This is a genomic window from Micrococcus sp. Alg238-R198, assembly GCF_900537135.1.
Lineage (GTDB): Bacteria > Actinomycetota > Actinomycetes > Actinomycetales > Micrococcaceae > Micrococcus > Micrococcus luteus.
The window spans coordinates 13,532-26,099 of record NZ_UNRH01000002.1; the positions used below are offsets into that span (position 1 = coordinate 13,532).

General features: G+C 74.4%; 9 protein-coding genes and 4 tRNA genes. 9 read left to right on the plus strand and 4 right to left on the minus strand.

Annotated features, from left to right (window positions below):
* Position 1: 1 nt before the first annotated feature.
* Complete coding sequence (gene def, locus G6R13_RS02095) at positions 2-586, minus strand: peptide deformylase (protein WP_061867729.1); 585 nt, start codon at positions 584-586, stop codon at positions 2-4.
* The gene (locus tag G6R13_RS02100; protein WP_036340783.1) at positions 583-1,569 is read right to left on the minus strand and encodes a hypothetical protein; all 987 of its coding nucleotides are present in this window, start codon (positions 1,567-1,569) and stop codon (positions 583-585) included. Before G6R13_RS02100 ends, def begins: the two co-directional genes overlap by 4 nt.
* 158 nt (positions 1,570-1,727) lie before the next feature.
* On the opposite strand from G6R13_RS02100, the gene G6R13_RS02105 reads away from it, so the two are divergent.
* From G6R13_RS02105 to G6R13_RS02120, 4 genes are all read left to right on the plus strand, one after another.
* Positions 1,728-1,801, plus strand: a tRNA-Gly gene (locus tag G6R13_RS02105).
* 18 nt (positions 1,802-1,819) lie between these two features.
* Positions 1,820-1,890: transfer RNA gene (locus G6R13_RS02110), tRNA-Cys, on the plus strand.
* A 58-nt stretch (positions 1,891-1,948) separates the two neighbouring features.
* Positions 1,949-2,020 (plus strand) — tRNA-Val (locus tag G6R13_RS02115).
* 28 nt (positions 2,021-2,048) lie between these two features.
* Positions 2,049-2,122 (plus strand) — tRNA-Gly (locus tag G6R13_RS02120).
* A 99-nt stretch (positions 2,123-2,221) separates the two neighbouring features.
* On the opposite strand, the gene G6R13_RS02125 is transcribed toward G6R13_RS02120, so the two are convergent.
* Positions 2,222-3,112, minus strand: a complete 891-nt coding sequence (locus G6R13_RS02125) for a siderophore-interacting protein (RefSeq protein WP_049147987.1) — start codon at positions 3,110-3,112, stop codon at positions 2,222-2,224.
* Positions 3,113-3,273: 161 nt separating this feature from the next.
* Between G6R13_RS02125 and G6R13_RS02130 the strand changes: the two genes are divergently transcribed.
* The 5 genes from G6R13_RS02130 to G6R13_RS02150 are packed head-to-tail and all read left to right on the plus strand — an operon-like array spanning position 3,274 to position 11,375.
* The gene (locus G6R13_RS02130) at positions 3,274-4,869 is read left to right on the plus strand and encodes a pyridoxal-dependent decarboxylase (protein ID WP_163720941.1); all 1,596 of its coding nucleotides are present in this window, start codon (positions 3,274-3,276) and stop codon (positions 4,867-4,869) included.
* Positions 4,866-6,191: a SidA/IucD/PvdA family monooxygenase gene (locus tag G6R13_RS02135; RefSeq protein ID WP_043279265.1), complete on the plus strand. Its 1,326-nt coding sequence runs from the start codon at positions 4,866-4,868 to the stop codon at positions 6,189-6,191. Before G6R13_RS02130 ends, G6R13_RS02135 begins: the two co-directional genes overlap by 4 nt.
* A 5-nt stretch (positions 6,192-6,196) precedes the next feature.
* Positions 6,197-6,841: a GNAT family N-acetyltransferase gene (locus G6R13_RS02140; protein ID WP_223246401.1), complete on the plus strand. Its 645-nt coding sequence runs from the start codon at positions 6,197-6,199 to the stop codon at positions 6,839-6,841.
* Positions 6,838-8,673: an IucA/IucC family protein gene (locus G6R13_RS02145; protein WP_020624757.1), complete on the plus strand. Its 1,836-nt coding sequence runs from the start codon at positions 6,838-6,840 to the stop codon at positions 8,671-8,673. Before G6R13_RS02140 ends, G6R13_RS02145 begins: the two co-directional genes overlap by 4 nt.
* Positions 8,670-11,375 (plus strand): GNAT family N-acetyltransferase, encoded by a 2,706-nt coding sequence (locus tag G6R13_RS02150; RefSeq protein WP_113914430.1) that lies wholly within the window; start codon positions 8,670-8,672, stop codon positions 11,373-11,375. The genes G6R13_RS02145 and G6R13_RS02150 overlap by 4 nt, the downstream gene beginning before the upstream one ends.
* Before the next feature lie 75 nt (positions 11,376-11,450).
* Here G6R13_RS02150 and zapE read toward each other — a convergent pair whose 3' ends face one another.
* Positions 11,451-12,506, minus strand: a complete 1,056-nt coding sequence (zapE, locus tag G6R13_RS02155) for a cell division protein ZapE (RefSeq protein ID WP_036340820.1) — start codon at positions 12,504-12,506, stop codon at positions 11,451-11,453.
* Between the last annotated feature and the right edge of the window lie 62 nt (positions 12,507-12,568).

Consider the following 12,568-nt stretch of genomic DNA (forward strand, 5'->3'; position numbering starts at 1 on the left):
GTCATCGGGCGGCTCCTGTTCCGGCGGCGGGGGCGGCGGGGGCGCCGAAGACCGAGCTGACGGCGGCCGCGCGCTCGGCCCCGATGCGGCGAGCGGCGTGGTCCACCTCGCCGGCGCGCATGCGGCGGCGGGCCTCACGGCGTTCCTCGCCGTCGAGGCGGTCGACGTAGAGGATCCCGTCGAGGTGGTCGGTCTCGTGCTGCAGGCAGCGGGCGAGCAGGCCGGTCCCCCGGTGCTCCACCGGGTTCCCGTCCACGTCGGTGCCGCGGACGACGGCCTCGGCGGCGCGCGCCGGGTGGTAGCGCAGCCCGGGCACGGACAGACACCCCTCGCCCGGCTCCCGCAGCGCCTGGCCGGCGGTCTCGAGTACGGGATTGACCACGTGCCCGGCGACGCCGGCGACGTCGAACACGAAGACGCGCAGGCCCACGCCCACCTGGGGCGCGGCCAGGCCCACGCCCCCGACGGCGTGCATCGTCTCGATCATGTCCGCCACGAGGGCGCGCACATCCGCGCCCGGGGGCACGGGCGACGCGGCGGTGCGCAGGACGGGGTCGGGGACGGTGCGGACGGGCAGGACGGTCACGCCGTCACCCTATCGCCGCCCTCGGCAGACGCCGGGCGCGACGACGACCCGTCGGGCGCCACGTCCGGGGCGGCGTGGGAGCCGCCGCCGAACGCCGCGGCGCGCACGGCCTGCAGGCCGGTGGCCGCCGACACCGGGACCGACGGCGGAGGGGGGCCGATGACACGGAGCGCGGGGCCGGCGTCGTCCACGGCCTGCGCGTGCTTCCAGACCTGGCGCAGGGCCCAGAACTTGTGCCAGTGGCGGGGCAGCACGCCCGGGTTGGCCTGGTGCACGGCGACCTCGGTCTCCCCCAGGGCGACGCCGAGCAGCATCTCGGCCTGGCCGTGCCGCCACTCCTCCCAGGTGCCGGCCTCGGGGTCCACCAGGGACTCCTCCGCCTTCAGGCCGGCGGTCAGCTGCATGACCACCTTGGGATCGAGCGCCTTGACCCGTCCGTCCCGCCCCGTGCCCTTCGTCTTGTAGTCGATCAGGCACAGCCGGCCGCCGATCCGGGCGACGAGGTCCAGCGTGCCCGCGTAGCCCACCGTGTGGTTCCAGACGGTGATCTCGGCCGCGATCGGCCGGACGTCGTAGAGGTCCCACCACTCGTCGAAGCGGTCCGCGTAGGCGCCCTCGCCGTGCTCGATCAGCCGGGCCCGGGCCTCCGCCATGGTGTGGGGGCGGCCGAGGGCGCGCTGGGCCACCTGCTCGGCGTAGTCGTGCACGCGGTCCCCGCGCTCGGCCGCGGCGTCCCGGTAGCGGGCGGCGGCGTCGGCGGACTGCCGGGCCACCTGCTTCAGGCGCGCCGCGGAGCCCACCGATTCCGCCAGGCGCGGATCCTGGGTCACGGACTGGGCCGCCATCCACCCGACCCAGCCGTCCAGGTCCGTCTTCTCCATGCCGATCACGGTGGTGATGGACGGGACCTCGGGCAGGCCCGAGAGGGAGCGCGCGTACATGCGTCCGTGGGGGGTCTGATGCGCGAGGCGTGGCTGGGTCATGGTCAGCCATTCTGGCAGGGTCCCCGGACCCCCGACGGGGTGGCCCGACACGCCTCCGGACGCCGATTTTGCATCCGGGCGGAGATGGCCTAGAGTTCTTTCTCGTTGGAAAACGCAGGTGAGCGGCTCGGACGAGCGGATCCCGGCGGCACCGACGCGCGGATGTAGCTCAGTTGGCTAGAGCGCCACCTTGCCAAGGTGGAGGTCGCGAGTTCGAATCTCGTCATCCGCTCGCTCAACCTTCACCCCTGGTCGGGTGGCCGAGAGGCGAGGCAGCGGCCTGCAAAGCCGTATACGCGGGTTCGAATCCCGTCCCGACCTCGCAGCCTTCTCCGACCGGGAGTGGCGGCATGTTCACCACCTCTTCGGAGGTGGACGAGCGCGATTGGCGCAGCGGTAGCGCGCTTCCCTGACACGGAAGAGGTCACTGGTTCGAACCCAGTATCGCGCACGGAGACGATCCGTGAGGATCGACTCAGGCGGATGTAGCTCAGTTGGCTAGAGCGCCACCTTGCCAAGGTGGAGGTCGCGAGTTCGAATCTCGTCATCCGCTCCCACACGAAGGGACCCTCCTGGCGGAGGGGCCCTTCGTCGTTCCGGGGCGTGCGGTCGGCCTCGTGCTCGGAGCACGGACGCCGACCGTCGGACGGGATCAGAGCCGCGGGCCGTCCACCCGCCAGTAGCCGCTGAACATGATCGCGCGCTTCGGTGCGATGCCGCGGCGGACGATCACCCGCCGCGCCGCCGTCGCGAGCGACTGCTCGCCGCACGCCCACACGTGGTCGCGGGGCGCGGCGGGGAGGTCCTCGAGGTGCGGCGTGAGCAGGGCGCCCGGCACGGCGTCTCCGCGGTGCAGGACCGTGAGCGTGGCGCCCTCCGGGACCTCGAGGGCGGGGACGTGGTCACGGCCGGGCACCTCCAGGACGACGTCCATCCGGCCCCCGCGCGGCGTGCGACGCTGCGCGGCGAGGGCGGCGGCGATGCTCGGGACTGCGGTCTCGTCCCCCACCACGAGGTGCGACTCCCCCGCCGCCGGCAGACGATAGGCGCCCGTCCCGGTGCGGAAGCCGGCGACGTCGCCCGGACGTGCGGTGCGCGCCCACGTGCCGGCGGGGCCCGCATGGTCGTGCACGACGACGTCGACGTCGATCTCACCGACGGAGGGCCGGTGCTCGGCGACCGTGTACCACCGCAGATCCGGCCGCACGTCCTCGGGGATCCGCCCGACCGCTCGCCGCGCATTGAGCGCCGCGGGATCGGGCATCACGAGCGCCCGCCCCGGGGGCGGGGTGAGCAGCCCGAAGTACTCGTCGCAGCCCTGCGGGGTGAACGTGCGGAACTCCTCCGCGGCGAACGTGAGACGACGCAGCCGGGGGGCGAGCAGCCACGTGGCGCGGACCGTCATGGTCCACTGCGGATACTCGTCGCGGTCAACGGGCATCGCCTGGCCGAGGGCCGCGAGCCCGCGGTAGGCCTTCATCTGCAGGGCCTCGACACGCGAGGGACGGGCGGCAGGCGGGGGGAGGACGGAGGAGCTCGTCATCCGGTCATCATAGGTGAGCCTCACCTTTGCTGGAGTCCTCCCTTTGAATACGTCACGTCATTGTTGCGTATTTGCTTTCTTAGGTAAGGCTTCCCTACTGTGCGGGACGTCCGTGGCGCACGCCGCCCGGAGCCGACGACCCCCTCACGGAAGGCCCTCCCATGCTCCCTCGCCTGTTCGGACTCGGCGATCCAGCCGCCTACCTCGACGCCACCGGCAGGGCGGCCCGGGTGGCCGTCGACACCGCCTACGACCGCGCGGGGGTCCACCCGGACACCCCGTCGACGCACCTGGCCGACGCCGTCGGCGCCGTCGACTTCTCGCAGCCGACGGGCAGCCTCGACGACGCCCTCGCCGAGGTCGCGGAGCTCTACGCCCACCAGACCACCGCCTACCACCACCCGCGCTATGCCGCTCACCTCAACTGCCCGGTCCTGCTCTCCAGCACCGCAGCGGACACCGTGCTCGGGGCGCTCAACACGGCGGTCGAGTCCTGGGACCAGGCCCGCTCCGCGGCGCTCATGGAGCAGCGGCTCCTGGCCGAGGTCGGACGCTGGTGCGGGTTCGCCGCGGGCGACGGCGTCTTCACCTCCGGAGGGTCGGCCTCCAACCTGCAGGCCATGACGCTGGCCCGCGGCCGCGCCGTGCAGCGTCTCACCGGCCACGCCGGGCTCGCCGACCTGCCCGCCGAGGTGCTCGGCTCGCTGCGCGTCTTCGTCAGCGCGGCCACGCACTACAGCATCGCCAAGGCAGCCGGCCTGCTCGGGCTGGGCCGCCACGCCGTGGTCGTCGTCCCCACCGACGCCGCCGGGCGCCTGGACCCCGGGGCCCTGGCCGCGGCGGTCGAGCGTGAGGTGGCCGCCGGTGCCGTGCCGATGGCCGTCGTCGCGACGCTGGGGACCACCGACCGCGGCGCCATCGACCGGCTGCCGGCCATCGCCGACGTCGCCGAACGCCACGGGATGTGGGTCCATGCGGACGCGGCCGTGGGCGGGATCCTCGCCGCGAGCGCGGCGACGCGCCACGAGCTGCCGGCACTGCACCGTGCGGACTCGGTGACGATGGACTTCCACAAGACGTTCTACGTGGGGCTGGCCTGCAGCGCGCTGGTGGTGCGGGATGCCGAGAGCCTGCGCCATGTGACGGTGCACGCGGATTACCTGAACCCGGAGGACAGCGTCCATCCGAACTTGGCGGATCGGTCGCTGCAGACGAGCCGCCGGTTCGATTCGCTCAAGCTGTGGCTGACGCTGCGTGAGCATGGGGCCGAGGCGGTGGTGTCCCTGTTCGCGGGGGCGCGCGAGCGCACGCGGCAGGCGTGCGGGATCCTGCGGGCCCGGCCGATGTTCGCGGTGCTGGAGGATCCGACGCTGGTGACGGTGCTGTTCCGGGTGCGGGCCGAGGGACTGTCGGAGGAGGAGTGCACGGCGGTGCAGGCGGCGATGCACCGGGAGCTGGTGGCCGGCGGGCGCGCGCTGATCGCGACGACGGTGGTGGACGGGGTGCCCCATCTGAAGTTCACGATCCTGAACCCCGCGGTCACCTCGGGCGAGCTGGAGGAGCTGGTCGACGTCGTGGAGGAGGCGGCGCTGCGGCACGTCGACGCGGTGCGGGCGAGCCGTCATCGGTGTCGCGGGGTGGCGCGGACCCGTCCGCATGGCCCGTCGGTCGCCGTGTCCTGCACGCTCCCCGCTTCGGCGGGGCCACGTCCGTCCGCGGCGCGCGTGGACGAGCACGGAGAGCAGGTGTGCGCATGAGCCCGGCGTCCACGTCCCCCCGCCGCGTGCTCGCGATCGGGCTGGGCCCGTTCAACCTGAGCCTGGCCGCGCTGGCCCACCCGCTGCCCGACGTCGAGGTGGAGGTGGTGGAGAGCCGCGACGCGTTCGTGTGGCACCCGGGCATGATGCTGCCGGGCGCGCAGATCCAGGTGCCGTTCCTCGCGGACCTGGTGACGTTCGCGGACCCGACCTCCCCGTACTCGTTCCTGGCGTATCTCAAGGCGATGGGCCGGCTGCACCGCTTCTACATCCGGGGTTCCTGGTACCCGCTGCGGCGGGAGTTCTCGGACTACTGCGCGTGGGTGGCAGCCCAGCTGCCCGGCATCGCCTACGCGACCACGGTGACGGCGGTGCGGTGGGACGATCAGGCGGACGAGTTCGTGGTGGAGGCGGCCTCCGCGGCCGGGACCAGCACGCACCGGGCCGACCACGTGGTGGTGGGCACGGGCACGGTGCCGTCCCTGCCCGCGCCGCTCGCGCGCGTCGCGGAGGAGTCGGCCCGGGTCGGCGCGTCCCCCGTGGTGCACACGGGTGAGTACATGGGCCGTCGCGAGGACATCGCCGGGGCCGGGTCGGTCCTGGTAGTGGGCAGCGGCCAGTCGGCGGCGGAGTGCGCCCTGGACCTGCTGAACGCGGGCCACCCGGACCTCACGTGGGTCACGCGCTCACCCCGGTTCTTCGGCATGGAGGTCGGCCAGCTCACGCTCGAGCTGACCTCGCTGGACTATGAGCGGCACTTCGCCACTCTGCCCCGGGCGCGGCGGGATGAGATCAACGCATCCCACCGGTCCCTGTACAAGGGGATCAGCGAGTACACGATCGAGGACGTCTACCACGCGCTGTACGAGCGCCAGGTGGGTCCGCTGGACCCGGCCCGGCTGTGGCCGGGCACGTCGGTGGCGGACGCCCGCCTGGTCGCGGGCCCGGGTGCGCCCCGGGTGGAGGTCACCCTGCGCGACGAGGAGACCGGGGTGACCGGGCGGCACGTGGTGGACCGTGTCGTCGCGGGCACGGGCTACCGCCACCCGGACCATCCGTTCCTGGAGCCGGTGCGGCACCTGCTGCGCGCGGAGGACGGTCGGACGACGGCGAACGCGGACCACGCGATCGACGTGAGCGGCCGCCGGATCTTCGTGCACAACACCGCCGAACAGCCCCTGGGGCTCACCGGCCCGGACCTGGGCATGGCGGCGGAGCACAGCGGCCGCATCCTCAGCACGATCGCCGGCCGTGAGGTCTACGCGCAGGCCGAGTCGATCGCGTTCCAGGACTTCGGTGCCGTCGCGGCGGGCGTCCGGTGAGCGCCGTGACGCCGCCGCAGACCACCGTGGACGGTGCGGCCGCGAGCGCGGCCCGTCGTGTGGAGCTCCGTCCCGTGGGCGCGCAGGACCATCCGCTGCTGCACCGGTGGGTGACGTCCCCGCACGCCGTGTACTGGGAGATGACGGAGGCGGGTCTGGCCGACGTCGTGGCCGAGTACGAGGCGATCGCCGCGCACCCGCACCACCACGCGCACGTGGGGCTCGTGGACGGGACTGCGACCTTCCTGGTGGAGGTCTACGACCCGGCCCACTCGGAGCTGGCCGGACGGTATGCGGGCGCGCCGGGCGACGTCGGCCTGCACGTGCTCGTCGCCCCGACGGACACCCCGGTGCCCGGGACCACGGACCTGGTGATGGCCGCGGTGGTGCGCTGGTGCCTGGCCCAGCCGGGGGCGCGGCGCGTCGTCGTCGAGCCGGACGAGCGCAACGCCGCCATCCGGGCGAAGAACCTGGCCGCCGGGTTCACGGAGCTCGGTCCCGTGGCGCTGGGATCCAAGACGGCGATGCTCTCGATCGCCACGCCCGAGTCCTTCACTGCCAGCCGGATCGGCGTCCTCGCCGCCGGGCTGGACCTCACCCTCCCCGAGCCCCCGCTCCTCCTCACCCCCGACAGGCAGGTGTCCGCATGACCCCCGTCCCCCCGTCCTCCCCGTCCCGCCTGGACGCGCTGACGGCGCCGACCGCCCGGCACGCCCACCGGCTGCTCGTCGCCAAGGCGATCCGCGAGTTCACCCATGAGCGGCTCCTGACGCCGGTGCGCGGCGAGCGGGTCGACGACGCCGGCCGCCACGCCTACACGCTCACCCTGGGCGGGGTGCGGTGGACGTTCACCGCGCGTGCCCTCCCGCTCGAGCACCTCGGCGTGGATCCGGACTCGGTGTGCCGTGCCGGGGATCCGGACGCGGTGGCCGTCGACCGCTTCGTCCTCGACGCGGCCGAGGTGCTCGGGCTGGCCGGCGAGGCGCTGGACGTCTATCTCGAGGAGCTCGCCTCCACCTTCGCCGCCCGGTGCCACACCCTGGCCGGCGAGCGCCCGTCCGCCGCCGACCTGGTGGACGCGGACTACACGGCGGTGGAGGCCGCCATGAGCGAGGGACACCCGGGCTTCGTGGCCACCAACGGCCGCATCGGCTGGGGGGCCACGGAGTACGCGATGTTCGCCCCCGAGGGCGGGCGGGCGCTGCACCCGGTGTGGCTCGCGTTCCCCTCCGAGCTCGGGGGACGGTGGACCTGGCCCAAGACCGCGAGCGCGGGCGCCGCCGTGCCGGCGCCGCCCCCGCCGATCACCGAGGCGGTGGCGGGCCTGTGGGCGGAGCGGGCGGCGGCGCTCGACGTCGATCCGGAGGCGTACACGCTGATCCCGGTGCACCCGTGGCAGTGGGAGCACCGGATCCAGGTGGCGTTCGCCCCCGACCTCGCCGCGGGGCGGCTGGTGCACGTGGGCGAAGACCCGGACGCGTTCACGGCCATGCAGGCGGTGCGCACCCTGTTCAACGCGAGCGACCCGCACGCCCCGCAGCTGAAGACGGCGTTGTCCGTGCAGAACATGGGGTTCGTGCGCGGCCTCTCCCCCGCGTACATGTCCGTCACCCCGGCGATCAACGCGGTGGTGGCCGACCTCGTGGACTCCGACCCCCTGCTCGCGAGGTGGGGCTTCGGGGTGCTGCGGGAGTACGCCTCGGCCGGGTACACCGGGGACGCCTTCCATGCCGTGGGCTCGAAGGGTCCTCACACGAAGATGCTCGCCGCCCTGTGGCGGGAGAGTCCGCTGCCGCGCCTGGCGGAGGGCGAGCGGGTCATGACCATGGCGGCGCTGCTGCACCGGGACGGCGGGGGCCGCTCCGTGGCGGGGGCGCTCGTGGAGCGCTCGGGGCTGACGGCGGCGCAGTGGCTGCACGGGGTGGTGACGGCCTACGTGACCCCGCTGGTGCATCTGGCCGCCGCCTACTCGACCGTGTTCATGCCCCACGGGGAGAACATCGTGCTCCGCCTGCGGGAGGGACGGGTCACCGGCGCCTTCCTCAAGGACATCGGGGAGGAGGTGGTGGTCGGCGCGGACGGCGTCCCGCTCACGGAGCAGACCCGGCGCATCCGCATCGACCTCACCGACGAGGACCTCTCCCTCTCCTTCTTCACGGACATGCTGGACGGCGTGCTGCGCCATCTGGCCGACGTGATGGACGCGGACGCCCTGCTGCCGGCGGAGGAGTTCTACGCCGTGGTGGGGCGGGTCCTCGCCGAGTACACGGCCCTGGGGCTCGCGGATGTGGAGCGCCTCGGCCTGGACGCGGAGGACTTCGCGCACTCGTGCCTGAACCGGTTGCAGCTGCGGAACGCCACGCAGATGGTGGACCTGACGGACCCGTCGGGCTCGCTGCTCTACGCCGGTCGCCTGGCCAACCCGGTGGCCGCGCCGCTGCGCCGCGCGCTGGCGGAGCTCCGGCAGGACGCCGCGGCATGAGCGCGGACGCGTGGACCGGGACGGCGACGGGTGACGTGGCGGGCCGTTGCCACCGGGACGCGCACGGCGTGCCGACGCTCGTGGCCGCGTCCCTGCCCGAGCTGGCCTACCTCCAGGGGTGGCACGTGGCGACGGAGCGGGCCTGGCAGGTCGACTGCGAGCACCGCCGGGTCACCGGCATGAGCGCCGAGGTGTTCGGCCCGCCGGCGGTGGCGAACGACGTCGCCGCCCGGCAGATGGACCTGGACGGCGCGGCCCGCCAGGCGTTCAACGCCCTCGACGACGCGGAGGACCGGGCCTGGTTCACCCGGTTCGCCGACGGCGTGAACGCGGGGCTGGACGCCGGGGCCCGGCGCGCGCCCGAGTTCGCCGCCCACGGGGTGAAGCCGCTGCCGTTCGACCCGCACACGGCGCTCGCCCTGCACCTGGGCTACAACGTCTGGCTGACCAACGCGCCGGCCGCCCTGTTCCGCACCCTGCTGGCCGAGCGCTTCCCCGCGCTCGCCGCGGCGCTGATCTCGCCGCGCCCCGACGCGGACGGCTCGAACGCCTGGGCGGTGCGCGTCGGCGCCGAGGGCGCTCCGCTCGTGGCCGCCGACCCGCACCGGCTGCTCGAGCTGCCCGGCGTCTACCAGCAGGTGCGCCTCGTGGTGGAGGCCGAGCGTCCCCGGGACCGCGTCGACGTCGTCGGCCTGGCCTTCCCCGGTGTGCCGGGCGTCCCGCATGTGGGGCAGTCCGAGCACGTCGCGTGGGTGACGACCTCGGCGATGGTGTCCTCGCTCGAGATGGTCCTCGAGGACGCCCCCGAGGGGCCGGAGGTCCTCGACGCCCGGACCGAGCGGGTGCACGTGCGCGGCGGCGACCCCGTGGACTTGCGGGTGGCCCACACCCCGCGCGGGCGGCTCGTGGACGTGCCCGGCGCCGGCCCGGTGAGCATGCGGTTCCCCGCCTGGGACCGCGCCGACACCGGCCTGCCGAGCGCGCGCCGGCTGCTCACGGCCGCGAGCGCCGCGGAGGCCTGCGCGGTGCTGGACGGGCACGTCGAGCCGGTCAATCGCGTGATCGTCGCGGACCGGCGGACGGTGCTCACCCGGCACGCCGGGGCCGTGCGGCGCCGGGATCGACGCTCGGCCTGGGGTGCGGCGCGGGCCTCCGCGCTGGGCCGGGGCTCCGCCGACGGGTCCCTCGATCAGCGCTGGGTGCGCTGGCCCGCGCCGGCCGCGGCGGACGACGTCGTGGTGGCGGCCAACGAGCCCCACCCGGACACCGCCTGCCTCACCGTGGACGCGTGCGCGCCGTGGCGGTCCCGCCGCATCCGGGAGGCCCTCGAGGCGCTGGCACCGCAGGAGCGGACCGTGGACGCGATGGCCGCCCTGCAGACGGACACCCGGACCCCGGGCGCGCCGCGGGCCTGGCTCGCCGACGCCGTCGACGCGCTCGTCGCGGACGGCGTGCTGGCCGCGGAGTCCGTCCCGGCGTGGGCCGGCGACGCCGCCGCCGGATCGGCCGCGGCCCGCTGGTGGCTCCTCGTGGAGCACGAGGTGGCCGCCGCCCTGATCGCGCACCTGCCGCCCGCCTCGCGGGCCCTGCTCGGCGGCCCGTGGGCACCGTGGGGCGACGCCGCCGCATGGGTCGGCGCGGCGCTCGCCGAGCGCGGGCCGGAGCCGCTGCGCGCGGCCCTGGGGGTCGCAGCGTCGACGAGGGACCTCGTGCGGGCCGCCGTCGCCGCCGTCGGCGACGCCGCTGAGCCGCCGGGCCCCGACGACACGGCTCGGACGTGGGGTGCGGCGCATGCCCTGACCCCGTTCCTGTTCACGCACGAGCATCCCGGCGGGCCGGATGTGCCGGGGCTCGCCGACGTGCTCGACACGATCGGGTCCGTCCGGGTGGGCGGCACCGCGGACGCGGTCTGCGCCACCTCGCACGCCCCCGGCCTGGCCGTCGGCACCCACCGCGGGCCAGTGGCCCGGGTCGTGTTCGACCTCGGCGACCGCACCCGCAGCCGGTGGGTCGTCCCGTTCGGCGCCTCCAGTCTCGGAGGCGGGCACGTGACGGATCAGCTGGACGCGTGGGCCGCCGGCCGCCTGCTGCCCGTGCCGTCCGGTCCCGTCCCCCCGTCCGCCGGCAGCGGCGTCGCACCCGCCCGCTCCGTCCCCGGCGGGGCCCCTCCGGGACGCATCGTGGCCGAGGTCGGCGTCGGGGCGTTGGGCCTGACCATGACGCGCGTCCGCCCGGCCCTGGACGCCCCGCTGATCCACGCACTCGTCACGGAGCCGCGGGCGGAGTTCTACGGGATGCGCGGGCACAGCGTGCAGGACGTCGAGGAGGTCTACGACTTCCTCGAGTTCCAGCCCACCCACGCGAACCACCTCGTGTGGCACGGCGGGACCCTCGTGGCCCTCGTGCAGACCTACGACCCTCGCGCGGAGGAGGTCGGCGGCGCCTACGAGGTGCGGGACGGGGACCTCGGATTCCATTTCATCACCGCCCCCGGCGGCCTGCAGGGGCGCGCCCGCGCCACGGCCTACCGGAGCATTGTGGACTGGTTGGGCGCACGCCCCGGCACGCGTCGGCTCGTGATCGAGCCGGACGTCCGCAACACGCGGGCCGTGAAGACCGCCCGGGCTCTGGGCTTCACGGTGGACCGGGAGGTCGAGCTGCCGGGCAAGCGGGCGGCGCTGTGCTTCCGCGCCGTGCACTGACCCTGCCCCGCACACGGCGACGGCGCGCACCCGTCTCGGGTGCGCGCCGTCGTCGTGCCGGTCAGGGGCGGTGGCTCACTTGTGCTCGGCCACGCCCGTCTGGCCCTCCCGGACCAGGGCGGTCATGCGGGAGACCGTGCGGAAGTACTTCTTCATGTAGCCGCCGTGCATCATCTCCTGCGTGAACAGGGCGTCGAAGGGCACACCGGAGGCGAGGACGGGCACGTCCTTGTCGTACAGGCGATCCGCGAACACCACGAAGCGCAGGGCCGTGGCCTGCTCCGTGATGGTGTGCACGTCGTGGAGGGCGAGCACGTCCACGTCCTTGACGAGCTCGCGGTAGCGGGAGGGATGCACGCGGGAGAGCATCGCGGTGAGGTCCGCGAAGTCGTCCACGGCGAGCACACCCGCGTCGGGGAAGTTCTCCTGGGCGGTGGCCTCGACGGCGGCGTCGTCCAGCGGCGACGGGGCGGCGGAGAGGCCGCGGTGGCGGTAGTCCTCGCCGTCCACGCGGATGACCTCGAACTGGTCGGCCAGGACCTGGATCTCGCGCTTGAAGTCCTGCGCCGCGAAGCGCCCCTCGCCGAGCGAGCCCGGCAGGGTGTTGGAGGTCGCCACCAGGCGCACGCCGGCGTCGGCCAGCTCGCGCATGAGGCGGGACATCAGCACGGTGTCCCCCGGGTCGTCGAGCTCGAACTCGTCGATGCACACGAGGGTGTACTCCTTGAGCTCGTCCACCGCCTTGCGGAAGGACAGGGCGCCCACGAGGTTGGTGTACTCCACGAACGTGCCGAACGCCTTGGGCCCGGGGGCCGCGTGCCACGTCGAGGCCAGCAGGTGGGTCTTGCCGACGCCGAAGCCGCCGTCGAGGTAGATGCCGGCCGGCCCTGCCGCCCGCTTCTTCCCGCCGAACAGGCCGCCGAGGAACCCGCCGCCCGAACCGCCCCGGCCGAGGTCTGCCGCGAACCGGCGCAGCCGCTCCACGGCCTGTGCCTGCGAGGGGTGCGCGGGGTCCGGGATGTAGGTGTCGAAGGACACCGTGCCGAAGCGGTACGACGGGTGGAAGCCGGCCAGCAGCTGGTCCGGGGTGACCTGCGGCGAACGGTCGGCGAGGTGGACGATCTGAGCCACGGGACACTCCCAGGGTCGACGACGGGGATTCCGGGCCATGCTATCGGGCCGCGGACCCGACC